The sequence below is a fragment of the Lentzea waywayandensis genome, from assembly GCF_900115955.1.
Classification (GTDB): domain Bacteria; phylum Actinomycetota; class Actinomycetes; order Mycobacteriales; family Pseudonocardiaceae; genus Lentzea; species Lentzea waywayandensis.
On sequence record NZ_FOYL01000005.1, the window covers coordinates 266,649 to 292,361 of the forward strand.

Below are 25,713 nucleotides of genomic sequence, written 5' to 3' on the forward strand. Positions count from 1 at the left end.
ATCAACGATCACGTCAAACGATCACGCCTTTCCCAAAGAATTCGTTGTTGCTTTTCCCCCACGTATTTAGCCTGGTTCTGGCGCCACTCTTCACGCCAGCAAGCCGATTCACAAGGGGGCCCGCCATGAGCACCTCACCGGACCGGTCCAGTCGGCCCACCGACCGCTGGAACCACGTCAGCCATTCCGTCCTGTTCCTCGAAATCGCTTCTCTGGACGGCCCAGGCGGTACCGAAAGCGACCGCCAGGTGGCCAGGGCGCCACTGCACCGGGTACTGCGCTCCGCTTTCGCGGAGTCGGGCATTCCCTGGGCGAGCTGCCGCCACTCCGAGCGGCACGACGGCGTGCTGGTCGCCATTCCGCCCAGCATCTCCACCTCCGCGATCATCGACCGGCTGATCCCCTGCGTCGAGACCGGCATCCGGCGCTACAACCGCGAGGCCGCTCCCGTGCGGATACAGCTCCGGGCGGCCCTGCACGTCGGTCCTGTCATCGCGACCACCGACGGGCTCACCGGGCCGGCGATCGCCGTGGCGTCCTCGATCCTGAACGCGCCGGAACTGGTCAACTATCAACTCAAGACCGACATCGACCTCGCGGTGATGGTGTCGCCGCAGGTCTACGAGACCGTGATCCGGCACGCCTGCGGGTTCGCGGACCCGACGAGATATCGGGAGATTCACTCGGAGGGTTCCGCTGCGTGGCTCTGTTCGCCGGAGTGAGCCGGAACGAACTCGTTCGCCGGCCTGCCGGGCACGTCGACGTCGATGGCGAACACCGCGCCGTCGTGCAGTGAAGGGCGGCGCAGACCGTACTTCGCGGTGGTGATGAACAGGCGGCCCAGGTCCGGGCCGCCCAGGCAGACGCTCGTGGGCTGCCGGGCGGGCAGGCACACCTCCCGGTCCAGGCGGCCGTCCGGGCGGTAGCGACGCACGACGGACGCTCCCCAGAAGGCGATCCAGAGGTTGCCCGCGACGTCGGTGGTCATGCCGTCCGGGGTCTGGTGCGGGGTGTGCAGGAAGACGCGGCGGGCGCCCAGTTCGCCGCCGCTGCCGACGTCGAAGCGGTGGACCACTCCCCGTGCGCTGTCGGCGAGGTACAGGTACCTGCCGTCGTGGGAGAACGCCGGGCCGTTCGGGATCGTCAGTCCTTTGAGGACGGGTGAGGGCGATCCCAGACGGTGCAGGGCGCCGGTGCCGGGTTCGGTGTCGTAGGCCGTGGTCGTGACCCAGAACCGGCCTGCGGGGTCGGCCACGGCGTCGTTGACGCGCATGCCCTCGTCCGCGAAGGTCTCCTGCTGCGGGCCGTTCAGGAAGCCCGCGCCGGTGCCGTACGCGGCCATCAGCTCGTCGCTGCCCCGCACCGGCGCTACGGCGCCGACGGGGACCGGGAGAGCGACGATCTCGTTGAACGGCGCGGGAACGTCACCGCGGGTCTCCAGGACGCGGCCGGCCAGCAGGTCCACGACGACCAGTCTGCCGTTGATCCAGCGAGCGCCTTCGCCGAGTTCGAGCTGCTCGAAGTTCCACTGCGTCAGCGTCATCGGACGGTGCTCCCTGCTTGCAGGTCCAGCAGTTCCAGGTCGGCCCGGGTGGGCAGGCCCTGCCAGTCGCCGGGGGTGGCGACGGCGAACGCGGCGACGGCGTTGCCTCGGCGCAGCCGGGCCTCCGGGCCGAGACCGTCGAGGTGGCCGGAGAGGTAGCCCGCGACGAACGCGTCGCCCGCGCCGGTGGTGTCGGCGACGGTGACGCGATGGGCGGCGGCGGTCCAGGTCCCGTCCGGAGTCCGCGCGGTGGCGCCGTCCGCGCCGTGCTTCAGCACGACCTCGTGCACCTGGTGGTCGCCGGCGATCGGGAGTTCGTCGTCGGAGGCGATCAGCACGTCCACTCGCGCGAGAAGCGGCTGGATCACCTTGCCCGCGGCCTTCGGAGACCAGAGCTTCGACCGGAAGTTGACGTCGAGGCTGACCGTGCTGCCTGCCTCGTGGCCGAGGTGGATCGCCTCGGTGACGGCGGCGAGCGCGGACTCGCTCAGGGCCGGCGTGATGCCGGTGACGTGGACGATCCTCGGCACGCCGGCGTCGAACGAACGGCGAACGTCCTCTGTGGACAGAAGCGACCCGGCAGACCTGCCGCGGTAGTAGAGAACGCGGGTGATGTCGGCGGTTCGCGGTTCGAAGAGGATCAGGCCGGTGGCGGCGTCCGGCGTGATCCGGGCGGCGCCGACGTCCACCTGTTCGGCCAGCAGCGTGCGGCGGACGAGTGAGCCGATCTCGTCGGCGCCGGTCACCCCGGTCCAGCGCACCGCGTGGCCGAGGCGGGCGAGACCGATGGCCACGTTCGACTCGGCGCCGGCGACGGTGAGCTCCGCGGTTCCTCCCAGCCGGAACGGGCCGGCGGCGCGGAACGCACCCATGGTCTCGCCCAGGGTGAGCACGTCGGTCATGCCGTTCCTCCCACGTGAGCGGTGATCGTCAGGCGCCAGCGCACCGAACCCGAGGCGGGCACGACCGCCACCGGACGGGTGGTGTCGTGGCGGTCGAACGTGCGGCCGAGCATGGGTTCCACGCCGATGCTTCGGTACGGATCACCTTCCGGCCAGCCCTTCAGGTTGCGCCACAACGCGATGGAGACGGGCTGGTCGGCGCACTCGACGCGCAGGTCGAGTTGCTGATCTCCATCAACCACGCGGATCTGGCCACGTTCGAGCACCGCGCCGGCCGCCGTGCCGTCGTCGGGTCCCAGCGAGTCCAGTCCCGCGGGCCACTCCCGCAACTCAGGAACCGGATCGGCGATCAGCACGGAAGTGCCGGCCGGAGCGTCCAAACGGGCAACCGGGCTGACGTCGAGCAGGGCGTGCGCGGCCCACACGAACCGGTAGCCGGGCTCAGCTATCAGCTCGTAGTCGGCGACGACCGCGTCACCGTCGGACCCCGCCGAGCGGCGAAGCGTGAAGTGAGGACAGTCCACACCGGTCCGATGCCACGGCCTGCTCCAGGCGTCACCGTGATCAGGCAGGCCACGCACCGTCGGAACGCACTCCTCCAGGCCGCCGGCGTCGACGAACGCGGAGCCCGGTGTCACCTCGGAACGCGCGGGATCGGCACGGTGCCACAGCCACTCGCGGTCGGCTGTGCGCAGCGAGGTCCAGCGTCCGCCGAGGCTGCGATCGACCTCGACGTACAGCGGCACAACCCTGGTGACCTGCACGGTTCATCCCTGACATGATCAATCAGTAGTTAATTACTAATTTATCTTGCCATGGGCGGGCGTCAGGACCAACAGTCAGCTCGTGCAGGCCGTCCCGTTGAGCGTGAACGACGTGGGCGCGGTGTTCCTGCCGCGGAACGAGCCGAGGAACCCGATCTCCACCTCACCGCGGGGCGAGATCGCCCTCGTGTGCTCGACGCTGATCGCGGTGACGGTCGAACCGCGCTGTGACACGGACGCGTTCCACATCTGCCGCACGGTCTGCCCGTCGGCGAACGACCACCGCAGCGTCCAGCCGTTGATCGCGGCGCCGCCGGTGTTCCTGATCGTGATCTTCCCCTGGAACCCGTCCTGCCACTGGCTGTCGAGCCGGTAGACGACCGCACAGGGCGGCGGTGGCGGAGTGGTCGTCACGACAGGAGGCGGAGAAGTGGTCGCAGGCAAGGACTTCGACGGCTCAACGCGCTGCACGGCAGGCGCCGCGGCAGTCGTTGTCGTCGGTGTGGCGTCCATGCCGTTGCAGGGCACTCCCCACAGGCCGCGGTCTTCGCGCGCGGCACCGAGTTCGGCATCGGCGAGCGAACCGGCGGCGGCCTGGGCCCTCAGCACGCCCTCCCGCACGGCGAGCAGCGCGTAGTCGGTGCCGTCCTCCAGCCGGAGGTTCACCTCGCCGGGCGTGAGCGAGCTGAGGCGAACAGCCTTGCCCAGCAACGACTTCTCAGCGAACGTGCGCGCGGAGGCGGCCCAGCAGTCCGCGGGCGGCGCCAGCAACGAGACCTCGACGCGCTGGCCGGTGTCGAGCTCGACCGTGCGGCCGTCGATCACCGCGCGCACGACGGCCGCCAGATCTCCGGTCGCTTCGTTGACCAACGTCGGCTGACGCACCTGCACCGGGGCGGCGACGGGACGCGACTGGCCCTCGACCGTGCATGCGCACGTCAAAAGAACCAGGAGAAAAGACAAGGACTTCCGCAACACCAGGGACTCCCGCACACGATCATGCAAACCTGCACGACCGTAGCGGTCTCCGAGCACCGCCCACATCCGCCGTTCGGCCTTGATCATCCGCGCGACGCCGCCACCTCGGGCCCCGCGCCACAACGCCTCACTGAGGCATAATGGCACTGTGCCACGCCCCAAGCATGTTCCCGCGGACGATCTGGAATTTCCCGACGCACTGACTCCGGATCGCCCGAAGGGTGACCAGCTCAGGGAAATTCTGGAGAACGTCGCGACCGATGCGGGGCCGGGCAGGCTGATTCCGTCGGAACGATTTCTGGCCGAGCATTATCAGATCTCCAGGAGCACCGTCCGGCTGGTGATCAACCGGCTGGTGGCGGACGGGCTGCTGTACCGCCAGCACGGCAACGCGACCTTCACCGCAGAGCGTCCGCCCACGCAGATCGACATGCTCACGTCGTTCACCGAGGACATCCAGGCGCGTGGCTCGGTACCGGGGACGAAGGTGCTGGTGGCCCTCGTGGAATCCGCCGGCGCCCAGATCGCCGGCCGCCTGAACATTCCTCCCGGCGCACCGGTGTTCCGTCTGGAAAGGCTCCGTTTGGTCGACGACGAACCATTCGCGCTGGAACGCACGAACCTCTCGCTCGACCTTTTCCCCGGTATCGAGGAATACGACTGGGCGGCGCACTCGCTGCACCGGACGCTCGAAGAGAAGTTCGGCATCGTTCCGGACTGGAATGACACGGCCATCAGCGCCGTGTTGCCGCAACCGCCGGACGCCGCGTTGCTGGGGATCGAGCCGAGCCAGCCCTGCCTCGTGCTCATGGGCACGCTGCACGCGGCGGACGGCCGGGTGATCGAGGCGGGGCGCTCGCTCTACCGGGCCGACCGCTACACCGTGTTCACCACCGCGCGCCGGTCGCGATGAGCGCGTAGCAGTTCGGCGCAGCGGTCCACCAGCACGTCCGCCGCACCCTGTTCCACCAGCGCGATGTAGGACTCGTAGAGCCCCTCGCGGTAGGCGTCGTGGTCAGGCAGGTAACCGGCGTAACCGTCGGTGTAGCCGATCACCCTCGTGTGCGCGAACGGGCTGGCGGCCCTGATGCGCAACGCGATCGAGGAGAACAGCTCGAAAGGCGTGTGCAGCCAGGCGATCTCGCCCAGCGACACGACGGTGACCGGCACCTCCACGTCACCGGGCAGGCCCGCGGCGGCCAGGGTGCTGAGCATCAGCGCTCCCTCGTACCGGGTGCGCGCGATGCGGACGGCGGGGTCGTTCTCCCCGCCGGGCAACATCTTCCGCCACCCGCGTTCGGCACCCTCGCGCAGTTGCCGGCACTCGGCGAGCGACGGCAGCGCGCGGTGAGGCAGTCGCAGCACGGTCCGCGTCAACCGGATCGGCTCCTCGACCGGCTGACCGGACGACAGCAGGTCCGTGATCGACTCGGCGAGCCTGCCGCCGAGTGCGGACACCTCGGCGTGACCACGTCCTTGGCGGACGAACCGCGAACTGGCATCGCCCGCGGCGCCCTGCAGGAACGCGACCACCGGGGCGAACCCGGCCAGTTCCCTGCGGGTGGCGCCCGGCCAGTCCGCCGACCAGTCGAGGTTGTCGGCGCCCAGAACCGTCGGGTGACTGGCGTAGTCGAAGAGCAACGCCGCCACGCTGCGGTCCGGATTGTGCAACGTCAGCACGCCCACCGATCCGTCGTGCGGCCCGTCCTGCCGGTTGCGGTTGGCACCGACCCGCGCCGCCGCGCCCTCGTGCCAGCGAGCGCGCACTGGCGTCCGATGTGGACGGATCCGCCGCGCGACCTCGCCGACCTGCTCGATCAGCCGCTCGACGAGCTCGGGTTCCCGCTGCGCCGGCATCCCGGGATGGATCGCTCCGGTCCACCCGTCCGGCCCGGAATGGGTGTGGGACGCGCACACCAGCACGCGGCCGACCGGAACTCCCGTCTCCTGCGCGACCACGGCGGCCAGCGCACGGGTGAGCGAGACGTCGGTGGCCAGCGCGTCGAGCGTCACCCACACCACGCCGGGATCGTCCTGCGACGACAACCAGACCAGCGTGGCCTCCAGGTCGTCGTGCACGCCCTTGGCGACGCCGTCCCTGGACAGGTAGCCGCCCATCGGGTGGCCGGAACCCGGCGTGATCACCGTGCGACCGGCCGCGAGCAGAAGCGTCATCGGGTCAGCACCGGCTCGGTCAGGACCCCACCACGCCCAGCTGTCTGCGCGAACGCGGCCAGCTCGTCCACGCCACCGTCGCGCACCAGCACCTCCAGCAGCATCGGCAGGTTGAGGCCGGTCACGATCCGCACGCCGCCCCGGCGTGCCGCCAGCAGCTTCGCGGCGTTGGCGGGCGTACCACCGGGGAGGTCAGCCAGCACGAGCACCTCCGCCGCGTCACCGAGGAGGTCCGCGAGCCGTTCCCCGTACGAGTCAGGGCTTTCCGCCGGGCCGAGCTCACAAACCAGGAGCCGGGTCTGAGGGCCGACCACGAGCTGGGCCGCGTCGGCGACACCGGACGGCAGCGCGCCGTGCCCGGCCAGCAGGACGGGTGTGGTCATCGGTAGTTCCTAACTCTTGGGCGCGGCGGGCGCGAACCAGCCGAGCCAGCCCAGCGCCACGCCGACCACGACGAAGATGCCGATGACCAGCACGGGCTTGAGCCTCGCCTTGGTCAGCAACAGGTACGCGGCGGCGGTGACGAGCACGGGAAGCAGGTGGGGCAGCAGGTCGTCGAGCCGTTCCTGGATCGGCACGGTCTGGGTGACCTGCTCGCCGTCGACCGTCGTGGTCTGCCGGTAGGTCAGCGTCGTGACGACCTTGACGATCAACGGGATGAACCCGCCGAGCACGACGAACCCGAGCACGGTCGCGCCCTGGGAGAGACGGTCCAGCGTGCCGGCGGCGAAGCGGGCGACGAGCCTCTTGCCCTCGCGGTAGGCGAGGCGGAACTGCCAGCGGCGCACCAGCGCGTACGGGACCAGCACCATGACCATCGCGAACGCGGGCCCGAGCCAGTTGCCCTGCAGGGCGAGCGACGCGCCGATCGTGAAGACGATGCTGTTGTAGAGCGCGAAGACGAGGGTGTCGCCGATGCCGGCCAGCGGTCCCATCAACGCGACCTTCGTGCTCTCCGCGGACTCCGGCGAGCGCGCCTCCTCCATCGCGATCGCCGACCCGAGGATCAACGGCCCGCCCACCAGCACCGAGGTGTTGAAGAACTGCATGTGCCGCTGCAACCCCAGCGCGTAGTCGTGCGCGTCCGGATAGAGCCTGCGCAGCACGGGTTCCATGGCGTATGCGAACCCGAGCCCCTGCATCCGCTCGTAGTTCCACGACACCTGGCTGGACCAGAAGTACCGCCGGTAGGCCTTCTTGAGGTCCTGGTCCGTGAGCAGACGGTCCACATCGGACTCTTCGACCGGTTCGGCGGGCGCCGGCACCTGTTCACTCCGGCCGACGACCAGGAACGCGATCGCGACGCCCAGCAACGCGATGCCCAGCAACGGAACGTCCATGTACGCGAACGCCACGAACCCGATGAGCAACAGGTACCAGTACTTCGACAACTGCATCATCGACAGCAGCAACGCGAACCCGACCGCGGGCAACAACGCCCCGGCGAGCGTCATGCCGTTCACGAAGCCGGCGGGAATCCCCCTGGTGAGGTTCTCGACCACACCGCTGGACGCCGTCAGCGCGGCCAGGAACGTCGGCACCGCCCGGACCCCGCACCACGGCACGAGACCGAGCCAGTGAATCCTGGCCAGACCACGCGCGTCCCCCGCGGCCGCGTAGCGATCGGCGCGGTGCACCATGCCGGTCGTGATCATCTTGCCGACCGGGTCCAAAGTGGACAGCAGCACGGCGGCGGGCAGCGCCACCGCGATGCCGACCGCCACCTGGGCGCTCAGCGGTCCCGCCGCGCTCCCCGCGAGCGCGGTGCCGACGATGGCCCCGGTCTGGTAGTCCGGGATCGTCGCGCCGCCGTACTGGTACACCCCCAGTGCCACCAGTTCGAGCGTCGCGCCGATGGCCATGCCGAGCAGCGGGTCACCGGTGATGAGACCGGCCACCGACCCCGCCACCAGCGGACGGCCCGCGAAGATGAGGAAGGGCCCGAGCACGTCGTAGGTGCAGATGACGGCCCACAGCGTCAAAGCCAGCGCCACGAGCATCGGCTTCTACAGCCCCTTCTTGTCCAGCAACGCGGTGAAGTCGGCGGCCTTGTCCCGCGGCATCATCTGCGCGACAACGGGAATCCCCTCGGCGGCGAGCCGGCGGTAGCCTTCCGCGTCCTGCGCGGTCACCGCGACCGACCTGGTCACCATCGTGTACTGCTCGCCGGGGCGGGGTGCGACGTTCCCGACGTTCACCACCCCTGGCCGCACCCCGCCCGCGACGAGCCGGAACGCGTCGGCCGGATGCTTCGCTATCAGCATCACGTCCTCTCCCCAGACGCGTTCCACCACTTCGGCGACCGTGAGCACTTCGGTGGGCAGCCCCCTCGCTGCCTGCGGGAGCAACATCCGCTGCAGTTCATCACCGGCGACCTCGTCGTTGCACACGACCAGCTTCCGTACGCGTAACCCCCCGGTCCACGCGACGGTCACCTGGCCGTGGATCAACCGGTTGTCGACCCGCAGATGCACTCCCGCCATGCCCACTCCCCCTGGTCAGCCGACGTACCTCCGATACTGGTGCAAACCAGTATCGCTGTCAACGGCCAGCACCAAACCGGCCCACCAGGGCCATCGATTCCACAGTGGATATTCCGAGCCAGACACAGTGCCCACACATTGCCCAACACAGCGCAGAGGTCCGGGGGCCGCGAGGGCGCGGGGGTCCGGGGGCCGCGGAGGTCCGGCGGCCGCGGAGGTCCGGGGGCCGCGGAGGTCCGGGGGCCGCGGAGGTCCGGGGGCCGCGAGGGCGCGGGGGTCCGGGGGCCGCGAGGGCGCGGGGGTCCGGGGGCGCAGCGCCCCGGCTGGGGGTCTGGGGGCTCGGCCCCCAGAAAACACCACGGGCGAGGTAAGGTTCGCGCTTTTCGCGAACACACCTCGCCCGAAGTCCGTGCCCCCGGTGCGACTCGAACGCACACTGGACGGATTTTGAGTCCGCTGCCTCTGCCGATTGGGCTACGGGGGCGTAGCTGGGGTGAACTGTAGCGGATCACCCCAGCGAGTTTCTTGCTGGGGACCCCTACGACTTAACGAGTCGGCTGATCGCCGCCGAAGCCTCCGCGAGCTTCTGCTCGGCCACCGGACCGCCTTCCGCGGCGGCCTGGGCCACACAATGCTTCAGGTGCTCGTCGAGCAACCCCAGCGACACCGCCTGCAGGGCCTTCGTGGCCGCGGAGATCTGGGTGAGGACGTCGATGCAGTATTCGTCGTTCTCGACCATGCGCTGGAGACCGCGGATCTGTCCCTCGATGCGGCGCAGTCGCTTGAGGTATGCGTCCTTGTCCGCGGTGTACCCGTGCATCGGCTCCTGACCTTCCCTACCCCTGGCGGGTATGTCGAGGATACCCGCACCGGATGGGGGTGCGTTATGTGCGACGCTGCTCCGTCAGCTGGAATGGGGAAGCGTCCGGCAAGCCCAGCAACGGGTCGAAGTGAGACGAGTAGCACCACATTTTGGACCCATAACACCCGTGTGGTTTACCGGGTAAATGCCCCGACCGGGCGGTTGCGGTCACATTTTAGCGGCGAAAGGTTCGCCGTTTTTCCTCGTGTGGACTATGGTGTTGTCGAAGCACGTGGTTACGTCGAGGATCCGCGTGCTATGTGAGTACCCAACGGAGGAACAGTGGCACAGCAGACCGTCGTCCAACTCATCGACGACCTCGACGGCGGAGAAGCCGACGAGACCGTGACCTTCGCACTTGACGGTGTCGAGTACGCCATCGACCTGTCGAAGGGAAATGCGGAGCGGCTTCGCGAGTCGCTGTCGGACTTCGTCGGCAAGGCCCGTCGTGCGGGTGGCCGCAAGCAGCGCAAGGGCACCGGCAAGTCCACGGTCAAGGCCACCGACAAGGCTGAGGCGCAGCGCATTCGTGACTGGGCTCGCGCACAGGGGCACCAGATCTCGGACCGCGGCCGCATTCCGCAGAACCTGGTCGTGCAGTTCCAGGAAGCGCACGCCTCCTGACCTGCGTGAACAAGCGAGGTTTCCACACGTCGGCCGGGTCGCCGGCCGACGTGTTAACCCCAAAGATCTAACACATCCCGGTTCGTTCACACTATCCCCGGAACGCGGGATCAACGACCTGGAAAGCGCGCTCCGAACAGGCGCGACACCGCGGCTGCCTTGACCGCTGTCTCCTCGAATTCCTCGTCAGGGTCGGACAGTGAGATGACCGCTCCGCCGACTCCGAAACTCACCTGGTCCCCGTTCGCGACCAGCGTTCGGATGACGATGCTGAAGTCGGCGGCTCCGTTGAGCGAGAAGTAACCGAGCGCTCCCGAGTACACCCCACGTGGACCGGCTTCCAACCCATCAAGGATCTGCATGGTCCGGATCTTCGGTGCACCGGTCATGGAACCACCGGGAAACGCGGCTCGAACACATCGGACGGCAGAACTGTCCGGCCGAAGCCTGGCCCGCACGGTGCTCACCAATTGGTGTACGGTCGCATAGGTCTCGACGTCGAACAACCGCGTCACCTCGACCGAACCCACTTCCGCGCACGTGCCGAGATCGTTGCGGACGAGGTCCACGATCATCAGGTTCTCCGCGCGGTCCTTGACCGATCGCGCCAACGTCGTGCGCAACATCTCGTCGTCCGACGCATCAACACCTCGCGGGCGCGTCCCCTTGATCGGCGATGACTCCACGACGCGATCTCGGCCCACCCGGATAAATCGTTCGGGTGACGTGCTGAGCACGGAGAGGTCACCGAAACGCAGCAACGCCCCGAACGGAACGGGATTAGCGGCGCGAAGCAGCCGATATGTGTCCCACGGGTCGAGCGTCGCACGCCACGACATCATGTTCGTCAGGCACGCCTCGTACGTCTCCCCCGCCGTGATCGCTTCCTGGCACGCGCTGATCAGCTTCAGGTAGTGCGCGCGCGGATGGCGCAACGTCACGGCGGACACGACCGGCCGGGAAGGCTCGGGCAATGGCCTGAGCTGATGCAGAACCGCCGAAACCTCGTCGAACCAGGTGTCTTCGGTCAGCGAGAGCAAATAGACGCAATCATCAACGTGATCGATGACCACGGCGCGGTCCGCGAAGACGAACGACGCGTCTGGCTGCTCCGCACGGTGCGTGAAGTCGCCGCCGCACTCCGCCTTCAGCTCGTAGCCGAGATATCCCACCCACCCGAGGGCGAAGTCGAACGGCACGTCGGGCTGCTCGACACCCCACGCCGTCAGGTCGTCGTCCAGCCAGGAAAAGAAAGAAGGACAGGGCCGCAGCACTCCGTCGAGGGTGAGCACCTGGTCCTGCACGGAGTACTGGGCGACGCGCGCGAGGGGCCCGGAGGCATTCCCCATGAACGAGAACCGCCCGCCTGACCCGCTGTCCAGCCAGAACGCGGCCTCAGAGGCTCTGTGGAGCGCCGCGAACACCTCCTCTGCGTCCACGGCCACTGCGAGCTTCCGGACGTGCACAGGACGCTTCTGAGGCGTTGAGCGAATCAGCACCGGTTCCGGCACCGCGGCCGTCCGCGTCGGGGTCAGCCCGGCGAAGTTCGCGAGCATCTCGCGACCGAATTCGGTGCAGATCGATTCGGGATGGAACTGCACACCCCACGCGGGTCTGTCGAGAGCGCGCACACCCATCAGCACGGAGTCGTCGCTCCACGCGATGGCTTCCAAAGAAGAAGGCAGGTCCGTGACCGCGAGCGAGTGGTATCGCACGACGTCGAACGGCGAGGGCAACCCGGCGAACACGTCGACGCCCGTGTGCGTGACCGGGGAAACGATCCCATGACGCGGCACGGGTGCGGGCCCCACGACAGCGCCGTACGACTGACACAGGCCCTGATGGCCCAGACACACGCCCAGCAACGGAATCGTGGCGTGGTCGATCACCGCGCGGCAGATGCCGAAGTCGGCGGGATTGCCGGGCCGGCCGGGTCCGGGAGAGATCACCACGTTGTCGAACGACCGCAGTGAGGCAAGCCGGAAGCGCGGGTCGTCGTTGTGGACGACCACGGGCTCGGCGCCGTTCACCTCAGCGAGGTGCTGGAAGAGGTTGAACGTGAACGAGTCGTAGTTGTCGATGAGCAGGGTACGCATTCCAGGACGGCACTCTACCTGGCAAAACACCCGATCGGAGCAACGAGAGAGGGCGGCCACAAATCGTGACCGCCCTCCGAACTCGAACGCGAACTCAGCTACCGAGCAGGAACTTCGGATCCGCCGCGAGCGCCGCCAGTTCCGGCGCGAAGAACGGCTGCCTGTCCAGCTTCGGATACCCGCTGTAGGAGTACTCCTCTTCCTGCGTGACCGTCACCGTCCAGCCGTTGGCCGCCCGGTAGGACGCCGTCGTCGCAGTGCCCTGGGCGGGGTTCACGGGAGAGGCGACCCCGACCTGGTTCCCTGCGACTTCGTAGATCTTGCAGCTGAAGTCCGCACTGCCCGAGACGCGGTTGGCCAGCACGCACGGATCCGCCTGGTTCCTCGAATTCGGCATGCTCACGGTCACGGTCAGCTGGCCGACCTTGTCGTCCTTGCGCACCGGCACGTACGCCGTGTACTCCCAGACCTCGGGCGTCTCACCCTTGTTCGTCGAGATCTGCGCCTGGGCGCGGAGCATGCCGCCGTACATGCTCGGATCCTTGTACTTCAGATCCGGCGCGTCGTACCCGGACGGCACGGACGCCTTGGCCAGGTTCAGCAGCTGCGTGCCGCGGTCTGCCTGCGGCCCGTTGGTGGCCGTCCGGTCGGACTGCCCGACCGGCCACTCCTCGCCCCACTGCGTGTCCGGCATGCCGGGGCTGCCGGGGTTGGAGCTGCTGCTCTGCCCCGCACCCATCAGGTAGTCCTTCGTGCTCTGCGGGTTCAGCGCGAACGCCGACCCGAGCCCGACACCGACCACGAGCACGGCGACCGCTGCCCCCGTGATGGACGCCCGCCGCTTGGACCGGGCCTTGTGCGCCTTGTCCAGCGCGATGCCCGGATCCATCGACGGCGGCGGGCTGCTCGCCACCACCACATCCTGAAAAGCTCGCTTGAGGTCCTGTTCGTTCATCGAACCCTCTCCTGCTGTGAGAGCAGGCCACGCAGCGTCTGCAGCCCCCGCGCGGCCTGACTCTTTACGGTTCCTTCCGAACACTTGAGGACGGTGGCCGTCTGTTCGACGGACATGTCCTCCCAGTACCGCAGGACGAGGCACGCACGCTGCTTCGGAGGCACCTTCGCCAGCGCCTCCAGCAGCACCATCCGTTCCTCGGGGTAGACGCCCGGCGGAGCCGCCGAGTCGGTCAGGTCGTCACTCGCCGACTCGAACCGGAACCACCCGCGCCGTCGCTCGGACAGGAACGTCCGCACCAGGATCTGCCTGGTGTAGGCGTCCAGCGCCTCGTGCCGCTCGATCCGCCGCCAAGCCAGGTACAGCTTGGTGAAGGCCTGCTGCACGAGGTCTTCCGCGCGATGCCAATCGCCGCACAGCAGGTACGCCGTGCCGCGCATGACGTCGGAACGGGCCGCGAAGTACTCCTGGAACGCGGCGTCCCGATCACTCATCAGGTTTCCCCCTAATCTGCGGTGCCGGGTTAGTCACGCCACGTGGGGCCTGGCGGGTTGCATGAAGTTCTGGAAACGCATACTGATGTCGTGATTTTCCTTTTGCTCCTCGGTGTCCCGACAGCACTGGGCCATTTGTACCTGTGGCGGCGGCTGGTCGTGGACACGACGCTCCCCCGCACGCTCGGGCGCCGCATCGGCGCGCTGGCGATCGTCGGCGCGTTCCTGATGCTGATGAGCGCGCTGGTCGTGACGCGCAGGGTGCCGCCGGAGTACGGGAAGTTCTTCGCCTGGCCCGGGTTCGTGTGGCTGGCCGTGCTGTTCTACCTGGCGATCGCGCTCGGCATCGCGGAGATCCCGCGCCGGATCCTGCTGAAGCGGACGACGCTCGCGCCGGTGGCCGTCGGCGCCGGTCCCGAGCCCGTCGAACCCGTCGAGGTCGTGCCGGACCCGTCGCGGCGGCTGTTCATCGCGCGCTCGGTGGCGATCGGCTCCGGCATCGCGGCCGGCGGCGTCGTCGGGTACGGCATGACGCAGGCGCTGGGCGCCCCGCAGCTGCTGAACGTGCCGGTGACGCTGAACAGGCTCCAGTCGTCGTTGTCCGGCTTCCGGATCGCGGTCGTGAGCGACATCCACCTCGGGCCGCTGCTCGGGCGTTCGCACACCGAACGGATCGTGCGGATGATCAACGAGCAGCAGGCCGACATGGTGGCGATCGTCGGTGACCTGGTGGACGGCACCGTCGCCGAGCTCGGCGAGGCCGCGGCACCGTTGCGGGACCTGGTGTCGAAGCACGGCAGCTTCTTCGTGACAGGTAACCACGAGTACTTCTCCGGGCACGAGCAGTGGATCGCGGAGCTGGACAGGCTCGGCGTGAACCCGTTGCGCAACGAGGGTTTGACCGTCGCCGGCGGCATCGAGGTCGTGGGTGTCAACGACGTGACCGGCAAGTCCTACGACGACGGGCCGGACTTCGGCCGCGCGCTCGCGGGACGCAACCGCAACAACCCCGTAGTCCTGTTGTCACACCAGCCCGTACAGGTCGCTGACGCCTCTTCACACGGCGTAGACCTCCAGTTGTCCGGTCATACACACGGTGGACAGATGGTGCCGTTCAACTTTGTCGTGCCGTTGCAGCAACCCAGCGTCGCGGGGCTGTCGAAGGTGGACGACACGTGGCTCTACACCAGTCGTGGCGCGGGTTTCTGGGGTCCGCCGGTGCGCGTGGGCGCGCCTCCGGACATCACGATGATCGAGCTTCGCGCTGCTGGCTAAATCACACTCGGCTGTACTGGATTGCGCGATTGAGGTGTCAAGGCCGTAGAGTGGACGGCCGTGCCCGCGTACGGACCGCGAGGCGGATGAAGGGGGAACCCTGGGGAAATGACCGAGAGCTTCGCCGTTGACCGGCGTTACGAGGCAGAGGCTCGTATTCGGCGTTTCCTGGACCAGGAGAACCCGTCGACACCGTGTCTGGTGATCGACCTCGCGACGATTCGCGCGCGCTACCAGGCGATTCGCGCGGCGCTGCCGTCCATCGACATCTTCTACGCGGTCAAGTCGAACCCCGAGTCCGACGTGGTCGGCACACTGGTCGAGCAGGGTTCGCACTTCGACGTGGCGTCACCCGCGGAGATCGACCTGTGCCTGGAGCGCGGCGCCGCGCCGTCGTCGATCTCCTACAGCAACCCCATCAAGAAAGCCGCCGACATCGCGTATGCCTACTCGCGTGGCGTGCGGATGTTCGTGTCGGACAGCGAGCAGGACGTGCGGTTCGTCGCCGAGCACGCGCCCGGTTCGTCCGTCCTGGTGCGGATTCTTGTCCACAGCAAGGGTTCTACCTACCCGTTCGGCAACAAGTTCGGTTGCGATCCGGAGATGGCGACGGATCTCTTGCGGCTGGCGCACCAGCTGGGACTCGTTCCTCTCGGCATCGCGTTCCACGCGGGCTCGCAGCAACTCTCCGTCGAGGGCTGGGACTCCGGCATCGCCGACGCCGCGCTGATCGCCGCGAAGCTGCGCGCCGAAGGCATCGAGACGTCGACGGTGAACCTGGGCGGCGGGCTTCCGGCCGTGTACCAGGCTTCCACGCCTTCCCTCGACGACTTCGCGGCTGCCATCGAGTCTTCGATCGCCCGCCACTTCGGCGCCGTGCGTCCCAGGGTGATGATCGAGCCCGGCCGCGCGATCTCCGCCGAGGCCGGGATGATCCGTTCGTCGGTCGTGCTGGTGTCGCGGAAGTCCTATTCGGACGAACGCCGCTGGGTGTACATCGACATCGGCCGCTACCAGGGCCTCGCCGAGACCGAGGGCGAGGCGATCGCCTACGCGTTGCGGACCTCGCGCGACGGCGGCCCGGTCGGCCCGATCGTGCTGGCGGGCCCGACGTGCGACGCGGACGACGTGATCTACCAGCACACCCGCTACGACCTGCCGCTCGACCTGAAGGCGGGTGACCACGTGGACATCCTCCACGCGGGCGCCTACACCTCCTCCTATTCGTCCGTGTGCTTCAACGGCTTCCCGCCGTTGGCCACGTACTGCGTCTAAGCCTGTTCGCAATTCACATAGTTTGGAGTGATTGATGTCCGAAGCGCCCTGTCAGACCGAGGAGACCGTCGGTTTGTTCGCGGGACAGCACGTACTTGCAGAGCTCTCGGGTGTGAGCGCGGATCTGCTCGACGACGAGCAGTTCCTGCGGCACGCCCTTGGTGAGGTTCTCACGCAGGCCGACGCAACCGTGCTGGAGGTGATCTCCAAGAAGTTCGACCCTCAAGGAGTCACCGTGCTGGCTCTGCTGTCGGAATCCCATGCGTCGATCCATACCTATCCCGAAGTGGGTTCGGTGTTCGTCGACGTGTTCACCTGCGGTACTCGTGCGAAACCCGCGCTGGCCGTCCAACTACTCGCTGGCGCTCTGGGCGCTGCTCACGTGAGCACGGACCTCGTCACTCGTGGCGTCAAGGAGCATGTCGCGTGAACACGATCAACGAGCCGCTCGCCGATGGCATGACCCGCCACTGGCAGGTGGACGAGGTGCTGGTCGACACCAAGACCGACTTCCAGCACCTGGTGATCGCCCGTACGGCCCAGGGTCTGTCGCTGTTCTGCGACAACGACCGCCAGTCGACGGAGTTCAGCCAGCTGACCTACCACGAGGCCCTGATGGTGCCGGCGCTGCTGCTGGCCGACACCGTCGAGCGCGTGCTGGTCATCGGCTCCTCCGAGGGCGTCGTGTGCCAGATGGCCGTGCAGCACGGCGCTACCGTCGTCGACCACATCGACATCGACGAGCAGGCCGTCAAGCTGTGCGCGGAGCACCTGCCGTACGGCTACACGTTGGACGAGCTCGCCGAGGCGGAAAAGGGCTCCGGCCCGATCCGCGTGCAGTACATCGACGGGTTCGAGTACATCCGCACGACGTCGGAGAAGTACGACATCGTGCTGGTGGACCTGCCCGACGAGCGCGAGGAAGAGGCGCAGCACAACCGCCTGTACGGCGCGGACTTCCTGCGCATGTGCAAGGCGCTGCTGCGTCCCGGCGGCGTCGTCGTCAACCAGTCCGGCTGCCAGACGATGTGGCGCAATACCACCCTGATCCGCTCCTGGCAGCGGTTCAACGAGGTGTTCGACACCGTCGCCTACTACGGCTCCGACGAGCACGAGTGGGCTTACCTGTTCGGCCGCGCGGACGTCGTCGAGGACCCGACGGCGCTGATGGTCGAGCGGCTGAAGACGGCCGGGTACCAGCCGGAGTCGATCGACGACCTGGCGTTGCTGGGCAACAGCATTCCGCCCTACCGGGTGCGGCAGTCGCTGGCCTGACGTTCCAGGTGTGGAGAGGGGCGCTTCCCGTTGCGGGAGGCGCCCCTTTCGCTGTTTCCGCACCTAGGCGGGGTCGGGCGGCTGTCTGAGGTATTCCACTGGCGCGGCGAGGAAGCCCGCCGTCACCGATGGCGGTTCGTCCTGTGGAGGGACAAGGCCCCGATCACTGGGGCCAGCCGCGGTGGCTGCCGGGCTGGCCCCGGTGGTCTCTCAGGCGAGTGACTGCTTGAGGAAGTCGACCTGCAGGAGAAGCAGGTTCTCCGCCACCTGTTCCTGCGGGGTCATGTGCGTGACGCCCGAGAGCGGCAGCACCGTGTGCGGGCGGCCGGCAGCCAGCAGGGCGTTGGACAGGCGCAGGGTGTGGGCTGCCACCACGTTGTCGTCCGCCAGGCCGTGGATGATCATCAGCGGGCGGGAGAGCTTGTCCGCGTCGGCGATGAGCGAGTTCGAGTCGTAGACCTCGGGCTTGTCGTCCGGGTGGCCGAGGTAGCGCTCGGTGTAGTGGGTGTCGTAGAGGCGCCAGTCGGTCACCGGGGCGCCGGCGATGCCCGCGTGGAAGACGTCCGGGCGGCGCAGGACCGCGAGGGCGCTCAGGTAGCCGCCGTAGGACCAGCCTCGGATCGCCACTCGCGTGAGGTCCAGGTCCGGCTCGATCGCGGCGGCCGCGTGGAGGGCGTCGACCTGGTCTTCGAGGGTGGCGCCGGCGAAGTCGAACGCGATCGCGCGTTCCCAGGCCAGGCCTCGGCCCGGGGTGCCGCGGCCGTCGGCGACGAGGACCGCGAAGCCCTGGTCAGCCAGCCACTGCGAGGCCAGGAAGGCGTTCTGGGCCGACACGACGCGCTGAGCGTGCGGGCCGCCGTACGGGTCCATCAGCACCGGGAGCTTGGTGCCGGGGATGTGGCCGGTGGGCAGCAGCAGGGCGGCGCGGAGGGAGCGTTCGCCCAGGGTCAGCATGCGCGGGGACGCCTTGAGGACCGGGGTGTCCGCCCACGACTCGATCACGTGGTCGCCGACGCGCACCCGTGCGCCGAAAGTGTCCAAAGTGGCCGATACGAGGACAAGCGTGTCACCGCCCCGAACCGCGGAGTGCACACCATCCTCAGAGGACAGTCGCTCGACGGTGCCGCCGACGGAGTAGACGTGCACCTGCGTCGGGTCGTCCGCGGAGGCGGTGACCAGGATCGAGTCGTCGGCGATGTCGAGCACCCGGCGGACCTGGAGGCCGGAGGTCAGGACGTCGTCGCCCACTCGGAGCGCGTACTCGTCGCCCTCTTCCACGATCCGCACGAGGCGGCCGTCCGGGGTCCAGGCCGGCGCGCCGTCGGTGACCTCGAGCCACGTCGGGTCGGTCTCGACCGCGAGCTCGGTGACGGCGCCGGTGTCGGGGGCCAGCGTGTGAATCCTGCGGGTGCGCTGGTCACGGGTCTGCGTGGTGATCAGCGGGGCGCCGCCGGACGACCAGTGCACGTCGTTGAGGTAGTCGAAGTCGAGCAACACCGGCACGAAGGTGCTGTCCAGCGACACCACGTGCAGCGACACCGTCGCGTTGGTCGTGCCCGCCGCCGGGTAGGCGATCTCGGTGGCCGCGGTGCCGGGGTTCGCCGGGTCGGCGATGTACCAGCGCTGCACCGAGGCGTTGTTCACGCGCGCGACGATGAGGCGGACGCCGTTGGGCTCCCACCAGTAGCCGCGGTAGCGCGACATCTCCTCGGACGCGATGAACTCGGCCAGGCCGAACGTCACGTCCTCACCGTCCGGCTCGGCGACGGCGTAGTCCTCGCCCGACGACAGCTCGACCACCCGCAGGGTGCCGTAGGTGACGTACGCCACGCGCCGGCCCGTCGGGTCGACGCGCGGGTCGATGACACCGCCCCGCGTCGGCAGCTCACGGACGGCACCGTTCGTCAGGTCGGCCACGAAAAGGCGGCCGGACAGCGCGAACGAGGCCACCGAGGCGTCCCGGGAGAGGGCGTAGCCGACGATGCCCGCGCCAGACTCACGCGTGCGCTCGCGGCGTGCCTTCTCCTCCGCGGGCAGGTCCTCCGGATCGGACAGCAGCGTCGCCGGGTCGGCGAGCAGACGTTCGACGCCGGTGGACGTGTTCAGCTCCCAGAGCCCGTTCGCACGGCTTGTGGCCGTGGCCGGACGGAGGAAGAAGACACGTGCGCCGTCCGCCGACACCGCGAAGGTCCTCGGTGCGCCGACGGTGAACCGCTGGGTGCGCGCCTGTTGGCGCGGGAAGGAGATGTCGTTGCCCACCCGCCAACATTAACCCGCGCACGCGGGTCGCACGCGTGCTGTGACGTGCACTGCTTCGCGCGACGCAGGCTCTGTGGGGCAGCCGGCGAGGCTGTGGAGAGCAGGTAGGCAGGATGTCGGGAGCAGGCACCGGAAGCAGCGGGACACGGCACCGTGGAGGGGCGGGCACCGCACCTGGCCCGCCCTGCCGGGTTGCGGCACGGACGCCTTGCCACCACTGGGTCACGAAGCCGCGCGACACAACCCGAGGCAGGCCAAGAGCATGCCGAACCACGAGCTCCGCAGGCGCCGCCACGCGTCCGCGAAGCCCGCGGGAACGCGCCTAGCCCACCTTGCTCTTGGGAGGCAACGGAAAGAAGCCGCTGGTGCGTCGCACGTACTCGGCGTAGCCGGGGCGGCGCGACACGATGTCCTTTTCCAGCAACGGTTTGCCGCTGCCCTTCGCGAGCAGCCACGTCATGATCACCGGGCCGATGATCGTGAGCGCGGCGAGCCACGAGTGCAGCGCGAACAGGTACAGGCCCCACCACACGACTGAGTCGCCGAAGTAGTTCGGATGCCTTGTGTAGCGCCACAATCCGCGGTCCATCACGGCGCCCTTGTTCGCCGGGTCCGCTCGGAACCGGGAGAGCTGCCAGTCACCTACGGCCTCGAAGACGAAGCCGACCGTCCACACGCCAGTGCCCACCCAATCTAGCACTCCGAACGGGGCCGAAAGATGCTGCGCGGCCTGGACCGGCAGCGACACGATCCACATCAGCACGGCCTGGAGCAGGTAGACGCGGTACATCCGCAGGCGCGGGTTTCCCTTGGCACGCCTCAAAATGTCCTGGTAGCGCGGATCTTCGTCCTTGCCTCTGTTGCGGGAGTGGATGTGCACGCCCAGGCGTACGCCCCACACCACGGTGAGTGCGGTGACCACCCACTGCCGAGTTGGTTCGCCCTCCGCGAACAGGAGCGTGATCACCGCGATCACGGCGAAACCGGGGCCCCACACGGAGTCGATGAGGTCGTAGCGCTTGCGGGAGTCCGCGTACAGGAACAGGCCGCTGAGCAGTAGCAGGACAACCAGAAAGCTGATCAGGAAGCTCATCGGGCCACCAGCTCACGACGTACGCGCGGCATGCCGCTGCGCCCGTTGTCGCTCCTGCGCACCGCGAGGATCTGGTCCACGCCCATCCGGCCCTCCTCGAACGTCAGCGCGCCGCCCGCGAGGTACAGCCGCCAGACCCGTGCCTGTCCCTCGCCCACCAGCGCGACGACCTCGTCCCAGCGCTCTTCGAGAGTCTGTGCCCACGCTCGCACGGTCCAAACGTAGTGCTCGCGCAACGCGTGCACATCACGGATCTCCAGGCCGGCGCCTTCGAGGAAGCCGGTCGTGGCACTGATCGGTCGCATGTGCATGTCCGGCGCGACGTACGACTCGATGAACGCCCCGCCGCCGGGTGCGTTGTGGCCGCGGGACATCTGTTGCAGCAGCAGTCGTCCCTCGGGCTTGAGCAACCGGTGCAGCGTCGCGGCGTACTCGGGGTAGTTGCTCTCGCCGACGTGCTCGCCCATCTCGATCGTGGAGATCGCGTCGAACGGTTCGCCGCTCACCTCGCGGTAGTCCTGCAACCGCACTTCGACGCGACCGGTCAGCCCCTCGGCCTCGATGCGCTTGAGGATGTGCGCGCGCTGCTGGGCGGAGATCGTCACCCCGGTCGCGTGCACGCCGTAGTGCTTCGCGGCGTGGATGATCATCGAACCCCACCCGCAGCCGACGTCGAGCAGGCGCATGCCCGGCCTGAGGTCGAGCTTGCGGCACACGAGGTCCAGCTTGTTGTGCTGTGCCTGCGCGACCGACTCGTCCTCGGACGTGAAGTACGCACACGAGTAGGCCATGCTCGGATCGAGCACGAGCTGGTAGAAGTCGTTGCTCAGATCGTAGTGATGCGAAATGGCATCACGGTCACGGCTCTTCGTGTGCAGCGCGCCTCGCAGCCGTGCTTCCTCCTTCGGCGCGTCCGGGTTCGGCCCGAGCACTTTCAGTCGCAATGCAAGTTTCGCGACCTCCGAGACCCGAGGCCGCCGGGTGACACCCCGCCGCACGAGTCCCCAGATCTGTGAGAGACCGGTCGCGAGATCACCCTCCACGTCGAGCTCCCCGCTCACGTACGCGCGGGCGAGCCCCAGCTCGTTCGGACTCCAGACGAGCCTCCGCAACGCGTCACGCGAGCGGATCACGAGCACTGTGCCGTCCTGCGGCCCGGCCACACTTCCGTCCCAGGCTCGAAATCCGATTGGCAACGGCGCGCCCAGCACCCGTTCGGCCATTCCCGCCAGCTGACCAGCGACGACCACCCTGCACCTCCTGCGTGACCTGGCTCCGCCAGACGTTCGAGACAGGACGAGGTTCGGTTCGTTTCTGAACCGAGACGCAACCCCGCCCGTATGGCCTCGATAGAGCGAACAGATGGATGAGGAGGACATGAGTGTGATCCGACGTAACCGCATTGCCATCGGGCTCGCCGCGGGACTGGCAGTTGTGCTGGGTCTGGGTGTCTGGAGCGCCACTGGCAGTGGCACGAACTCCAAGCCGGTGGCACAAACCGAAACCGATCTGGGCGTCCTCGGTGACTACGGCGACGTGGGTCAGCCCCCGGTACTCCAGGAGCCCGCGCAGGCCCCCGAAGCCCCAGTTCAGCAGCAGGCCCCGGAAGTTCCGGCAGCGCAGCCCCCTGCGGCGCAGCCCCCGGCAGCAGCCCCGGTCAGCACGTTGAGGCTGGTCGGCAAGAGCGTGGACAAGATGGGCCAGGTCGTCCAGGACGGCGATGGCCGCACCCTTTACCGCTTCGACAAGGACGTTCCGAAGCCGGAAGGCAAGTCCAACTGCAACGACCAGTGCGCCGTGACGTGGCCGCCGATGCTGTCGGACACGATTCCGCAGCTGGAAGGCGTCGACTCGAAGCTGGTCTCGCTGATCACCCGCGCTGACGGCAAGAAGCAGGTCGCCATCGACGGCTGGGCCCTCTACACGTATTCGAAGGACCCGGCGCCGGGCAAGTGGGCCGGCCAGGGCATCGGCAACACGTGGTTCGTGATCCAGCCCAACGGCAAGCGCAACGTCGAGTGCCTCCCGCCTGGTGTGACGGTTCCGGCTGCGTAGCCCCCACAGCATCTCGTTAGGACGGTCCATCTGAGACACACATCACCCTGACACGATGAAACCCCGGCCCTGGGGAAGGGGCCGGGGTTCCCGTCGTTTCGCTCCAGGGTCACAAAACAGAAGGGGCGCCACCGAATCTCCGGTGGCGCCCCTTCTGTTTGTCAGATCAGAGCGTGGAGTACAGCGGGTGCTTCGCCGCCAGAACCTCAACGCGCGCACGCAGTTCGTCGATCGCCGCGCCCGGCTTCAGGGCCTCCGCGATGACGTCGGCGACCTCGATGAAGTCCACCTCGCCGAACCCGCGGGTGGCCAGCGCCGGCGTACCGATCCGCAGACCGGACGTCACCATCGGCGGACGCGGGTCGTTCGGAACGGCGTTGCGGTTGACCGTGATGCCGATCTGGTGCAGCACGTCCTCGGCCTGCTTGCCGTCCAGCTCGGAGTTGACCAGGTCGACGAGGACCAGGTGCACGTCCGTGCCCCCGGTCAGCACCTTCACGCCTGCTGCGGCGACGTCCGCCTGCGACAGCCGCTCGGCCAGGATCCGCGAACCTTCCAGCGTGCGACGCTGACGGTCGGCGAACTCCGGCGAGGCGGCGTGCTTGAACGCCACGGCCTTCGCCGCGATGACGTGCTCCAGCGGACCACCCTGCTGGCCGGGGAACACCGCCGAGTTGATCTTCTTCGCGATGTCGGCGTCGTTCGACAGGATCACGCCGCCACGGGGACCGCCGAGGGTCTTGTGGGTCGTGGTCGTCGTGACGTGCGCGTACGGCACGGGCGACGGGTGCAGGTCGGCGGCGACGAGGCCGGCGAAGTGCGCCATGTCGACCATCAGGTAGGCCTCGACCGAGTCCGCGATGCGGCGGAACTCGGCGAAGTCCAGCTGGCGCGGGTAGGCGGACCAGCCGGCCACGATCAGCTTCGGGCGGTGCTCCTGAGCCAGGCGCTCGACCTCGGCCATGTCGACGCGGCCGTCCGAGTCCGCGACGTGGTACGGCACGACGTTGTAGAGCTTGCCGGAGAAGTTGATGCGCATGCCGTGCGTCAGGTGGCCGCCGTGCGCGAGGTCCAGGCCCAGGATCGTGTCGCCGGGCTGGAGCAGTGCGAACATCGCGGCCGCGTTGGCCTGCGCGCCCGAGTGCGGCTGGACGTTCGCGAAGCCCGCGCCGAAGAGCGCCTTGATGCGCTCGATGGCGAGACGCTCGACGACGTCGACGTGCTCGCAGCCGCCGTAGTAGCGACGGCCGGGGTAGCCCTCGGCGTACTTGTTGGTGAGGACGGAGCCCTGGGCCTGCAACACCGACACGGGCGTGAAGTTCTCCGAGGCGATCATCTCGAGAGTGCCCTGCTGGCGCGCCAACTCGGCCGCAACGGCTTCGGCGACCTCGGGGTCGTACTCCGCGAGGGAAGCGTTGAACTGGTCGGACATCTGGAGAATCTCCCTACTTGGCGCGCTTGTAGAACGGAAGTGCGACGACCTCGACCGGCTGCTTCTTGCCGCGGACGTCCACCAGCAGTTGGGTGCCGGGCTCGGCACTGGCCCGCGTCACGTAGGCCATGGCGACGGAGTAGCCGAGGGTCGGGGACAGCGCGCCCGACGTCACCTCGCCCACGACCTCGTCGCCGTTGAGCACCGCGTAACCGTGGCGCGGGGCACGGCGCTCGGGGGTCTTCAGTCCGACCAGGACCGAGTCCACCCCGGACTCGGCGACCTTGGCCAGCGCGTCGCGGCCCACGAAGTCGCCGGGCTTGTCGAGCTTCACGACCCGGCCCAGATTCGCGTTGTACGGCGTCAGCGACGTCGTGAGCTCGTTGCCGTACAAGGGCATTCCGGCTTCGAGACGCAACGTGTCGCGGCAGCCGAGACCGCACGGCTTGAGCTCGTGGGCCTCGCCCGCGGACAGCAACGCCGCCCAGACGGCCGGCGCGTCGGCGGGCGCGACGAAGAGCTCGAAGCCCTCCTCACCCGTGTAGCCCGTGCGCGCGAGGAGCGCGTCGACACCGGCGACCTTCGACGGGTACGAGGCGTAGTACTTGACTGTCGACAGGTCCGTCTCGGTCAGGCCGGACAGGATCTCGACCGACTTCGGGCCCTGGATCGCGATCAACGCGTAGTCGGTCGACTTGTCGGTGACGACCGTGTCGAAACCGGCGGCACGCTCGACCAGCGCCTCGGCGACCACGGCGGCGTTGGAGGCGTTCGCGACGACCATGAACTCCTGGTCGCCCAGGCGGTACACGATCAGGTCGTCGAGCACACCGCCGTCGGCCTGGGTGATCATCGTGTAGCGGGCCTTGCCGACGGCCAGCGCGGAGATGTGGCCGACCAGCGCGTAGTCGAGGGCCTCGCCCGCCTGCGGTCCGGTCAGGACGATCTCACCCATGTGCGTGAGGTCGAACAGGCCCGCGGTCGTGCGCACCGCGTGGTGCTCGGCGAGCTCGGACGAGTAGCGCAGCGGCATCCGCCAGCCCGCGAAGTCGGTGAACATCGCGCCGAGCTGCTCGTGCTCGGCGTTCAGAGGCGTGAGGCGGGACATCAGAACGCTCCTCCAGGGTGCGCCGAAGAGCCGGACGCGGCCGGCTGAGGCATCAGAAGAATGAC

Annotated in this window: 25 protein-coding genes and 1 tRNA gene; 8 read left to right on the top strand and 18 right to left on the bottom strand. The window is 68.3% G+C overall.

Translation table 11 applies throughout. The features are described from left to right. Positions 1 to 125: 125 nt before the first annotated feature. Positions 126 to 722: a hypothetical protein gene (locus tag BM417_RS21410; RefSeq protein WP_093597062.1), complete on the top strand. Its 597-nt coding sequence runs from the start codon at positions 126 to 128 to the stop codon at positions 720 to 722. Here BM417_RS21410 and BM417_RS21415 read toward each other — a convergent pair. The 4 genes from BM417_RS21415 to BM417_RS21430 form a co-directional block, all read right to left on the bottom strand. Next, entirely contained in the window at positions 680 to 1,543 is an 864-nt protein-coding gene (locus BM417_RS21415) for an SMP-30/gluconolactonase/LRE family protein (protein ID WP_093597065.1), read from the bottom strand. The two genes, BM417_RS21410 and BM417_RS21415, sit on opposite strands and share 43 nt — an antisense overlap. Beyond that, the gene (locus BM417_RS21420; protein WP_093597068.1) at positions 1,540 to 2,445 is read right to left on the bottom strand and encodes a sugar kinase; all 906 of its coding nucleotides are present in this window, start codon (positions 2,443 to 2,445) and stop codon (positions 1,540 to 1,542) included. Before BM417_RS21420 ends, BM417_RS21415 begins: the two co-directional genes overlap by 4 nt. Then, on the bottom strand, positions 2,442 to 3,209 hold the full coding sequence (locus BM417_RS21425) for a hypothetical protein (protein ID WP_218164518.1): 768 nt from the start codon (positions 3,207 to 3,209) through the stop codon (positions 2,442 to 2,444). The genes BM417_RS21420 and BM417_RS21425 overlap by 4 nt, the downstream gene beginning before the upstream one ends. 75 nt (positions 3,210 to 3,284) lie before the next feature. Beyond that, a complete protein-coding gene (locus BM417_RS21430) occupies positions 3,285 to 4,151 on the bottom strand; it encodes a cellulose-binding domain-containing protein (RefSeq protein WP_143138744.1) in 867 nt (288 codons plus the stop codon). A gap of 184 nt (positions 4,152 to 4,335) precedes the next feature. On the opposite strand from BM417_RS21430, the gene BM417_RS21435 reads away from it, so the two are divergent. Continuing rightward, positions 4,336 to 5,100 carry a GntR family transcriptional regulator gene (locus BM417_RS21435; RefSeq protein WP_093597074.1) on the top strand — a complete coding sequence of 255 codons (765 nt, stop codon included), beginning with the start codon at positions 4,336 to 4,338 and terminating at the stop codon, positions 5,098 to 5,100. Here the strand turns inward: BM417_RS21435 and BM417_RS21440 are convergent. The 6 genes from BM417_RS21440 to BM417_RS21465 all read right to left on the bottom strand — a co-directional run bounded on the left by BM417_RS21440 (position 5,064) and on the right by BM417_RS21465 (position 9,665). Continuing rightward, positions 5,064 to 6,362: a hypothetical protein gene (locus tag BM417_RS21440; protein WP_093597077.1), complete on the bottom strand. Its 1,299-nt coding sequence runs from the start codon at positions 6,360 to 6,362 to the stop codon at positions 5,064 to 5,066. The two genes, BM417_RS21435 and BM417_RS21440, sit on opposite strands and share 37 nt — an antisense overlap. Then, positions 6,359 to 6,745, bottom strand: coding sequence for a PTS sugar transporter subunit IIA (locus BM417_RS21445; protein WP_093597080.1), 387 nt, complete (start codon positions 6,743 to 6,745; stop codon positions 6,359 to 6,361). Before BM417_RS21445 ends, BM417_RS21440 begins: the two co-directional genes overlap by 4 nt. A 9-nt stretch (positions 6,746 to 6,754) precedes the next feature. Then, the gene (locus tag BM417_RS21450; RefSeq protein ID WP_093597083.1) at positions 6,755 to 8,362 is read right to left on the bottom strand and encodes a PTS system mannose/fructose/sorbose family transporter subunit IID; all 1,608 of its coding nucleotides are present in this window, start codon (positions 8,360 to 8,362) and stop codon (positions 6,755 to 6,757) included. Between the two features lie 6 nt (positions 8,363 to 8,368). Next, complete coding sequence (locus BM417_RS21455) at positions 8,369 to 8,845, bottom strand: PTS system mannose/fructose/N-acetylgalactosamine-transporter subunit IIB (RefSeq protein WP_093597974.1); 477 nt, start codon at positions 8,843 to 8,845, stop codon at positions 8,369 to 8,371. 410 nt (positions 8,846 to 9,255) lie between these two features. After that, positions 9,256 to 9,329 (bottom strand) — tRNA-Leu (locus tag BM417_RS21460). A 54-nt stretch (positions 9,330 to 9,383) separates the two neighbouring features. Continuing rightward, complete coding sequence (locus BM417_RS21465; protein WP_093597086.1) at positions 9,384 to 9,665, bottom strand: metal-sensitive transcriptional regulator; 282 nt, start codon at positions 9,663 to 9,665, stop codon at positions 9,384 to 9,386. Between the two features lie 324 nt (positions 9,666 to 9,989). Between BM417_RS21465 and BM417_RS21470 the strand changes: the two genes are divergently transcribed. Then, entirely contained in the window at positions 9,990 to 10,331 is a 342-nt protein-coding gene (locus BM417_RS21470; RefSeq protein ID WP_093597089.1) for a histone-like nucleoid-structuring protein Lsr2, read from the top strand. A gap of 110 nt (positions 10,332 to 10,441) precedes the next feature. Here the strand turns inward: BM417_RS21470 and pabB are convergent, their stop codons facing one another. The 3 genes from pabB to BM417_RS21485 form a co-directional block, all read right to left on the bottom strand. Further along, complete coding sequence (pabB, locus tag BM417_RS21475; RefSeq protein WP_093597091.1) at positions 10,442 to 12,427, bottom strand: aminodeoxychorismate synthase component I; 1,986 nt, start codon at positions 12,425 to 12,427, stop codon at positions 10,442 to 10,444. A gap of 94 nt (positions 12,428 to 12,521) precedes the next feature. Then, the gene (locus BM417_RS21480; protein ID WP_143138745.1) at positions 12,522 to 13,382 is read right to left on the bottom strand and encodes a hypothetical protein; all 861 of its coding nucleotides are present in this window, start codon (positions 13,380 to 13,382) and stop codon (positions 12,522 to 12,524) included. Then, a complete protein-coding gene (locus BM417_RS21485) occupies positions 13,379 to 13,876 on the bottom strand; it encodes a SigE family RNA polymerase sigma factor (RefSeq protein ID WP_093597097.1) in 498 nt (165 codons plus the stop codon). Before BM417_RS21485 ends, BM417_RS21480 begins: the two co-directional genes overlap by 4 nt. Positions 13,877 to 13,966: 90 nt before the next feature. Here BM417_RS21485 and BM417_RS21490 point away from each other — a divergent pair, with 90 nt between their 5' ends. The 4 genes from BM417_RS21490 (at position 13,967) to BM417_RS21505 (ending at position 17,701) form a co-directional block, all read left to right on the top strand. Further along, positions 13,967 to 15,151: a metallophosphoesterase gene (locus tag BM417_RS21490; RefSeq protein WP_322788979.1), complete on the top strand. Its 1,185-nt coding sequence runs from the start codon at positions 13,967 to 13,969 to the stop codon at positions 15,149 to 15,151. 108 nt (positions 15,152 to 15,259) lie between these two features. Then, complete coding sequence (locus BM417_RS21495) at positions 15,260 to 16,426, top strand: type III PLP-dependent enzyme (protein ID WP_093597100.1); 1,167 nt, start codon at positions 15,260 to 15,262, stop codon at positions 16,424 to 16,426. Between the two features lie 34 nt (positions 16,427 to 16,460). Then, positions 16,461 to 16,856 carry an adenosylmethionine decarboxylase gene (gene speD, locus BM417_RS21500; RefSeq protein ID WP_093597103.1) on the top strand — a complete coding sequence of 132 codons (396 nt, stop codon included), beginning with the start codon at positions 16,461 to 16,463 and terminating at the stop codon, positions 16,854 to 16,856. Between the two features lie 29 nt (positions 16,857 to 16,885). Next, on the top strand, positions 16,886 to 17,701 hold the full coding sequence (locus BM417_RS21505; protein ID WP_093597980.1) for a spermidine synthase: 816 nt from the start codon (positions 16,886 to 16,888) through the stop codon (positions 17,699 to 17,701). Positions 17,702 to 17,911: 210 nt separating this feature from the next. On the opposite strand, the gene BM417_RS21510 is transcribed toward BM417_RS21505, so the two are convergent. The 3 genes from BM417_RS21510 to BM417_RS21520 all read right to left on the bottom strand — a co-directional run bounded on the left by BM417_RS21510 (position 17,912) and on the right by BM417_RS21520 (position 22,276). Then, positions 17,912 to 19,960 carry a S9 family peptidase gene (locus tag BM417_RS21510; protein ID WP_093597105.1) on the bottom strand — a complete coding sequence of 683 codons (2,049 nt, stop codon included), beginning with the start codon at positions 19,958 to 19,960 and terminating at the stop codon, positions 17,912 to 17,914. Positions 19,961 to 20,282: 322 nt separating this feature from the next. Then, complete coding sequence (locus BM417_RS21515; RefSeq protein ID WP_093597108.1) at positions 20,283 to 21,053, bottom strand: DUF1295 domain-containing protein; 771 nt, start codon at positions 21,051 to 21,053, stop codon at positions 20,283 to 20,285. Next, the gene (locus BM417_RS21520) at positions 21,050 to 22,276 is read right to left on the bottom strand and encodes an SAM-dependent methyltransferase (RefSeq protein WP_245822095.1); all 1,227 of its coding nucleotides are present in this window, start codon (positions 22,274 to 22,276) and stop codon (positions 21,050 to 21,052) included. The genes BM417_RS21515 and BM417_RS21520 overlap by 4 nt, the downstream gene beginning before the upstream one ends. Before the next feature lie 154 nt (positions 22,277 to 22,430). On the opposite strand from BM417_RS21520, the gene BM417_RS21525 reads away from it, so the two are divergent. Further along, a complete protein-coding gene (locus tag BM417_RS21525) occupies positions 22,431 to 23,108 on the top strand; it encodes a COG4315 family predicted lipoprotein (protein ID WP_245822058.1) in 678 nt (225 codons plus the stop codon). A gap of 166 nt (positions 23,109 to 23,274) precedes the next feature. On the opposite strand, the gene glyA is transcribed toward BM417_RS21525, so the two are convergent. Both glyA and gcvT read right to left on the bottom strand, forming a co-directional pair. Beyond that, positions 23,275 to 24,540, bottom strand: a complete 1,266-nt coding sequence (gene glyA, locus BM417_RS21530; protein ID WP_093597114.1) for a serine hydroxymethyltransferase — start codon at positions 24,538 to 24,540, stop codon at positions 23,275 to 23,277. A gap of 13 nt (positions 24,541 to 24,553) precedes the next feature. Then, the gene (gene gcvT / locus BM417_RS21535) at positions 24,554 to 25,648 is read right to left on the bottom strand and encodes a glycine cleavage system aminomethyltransferase GcvT (RefSeq protein WP_093597117.1); all 1,095 of its coding nucleotides are present in this window, start codon (positions 25,646 to 25,648) and stop codon (positions 24,554 to 24,556) included. Positions 25,649 to 25,713: the final 65 nt, after the last annotated feature.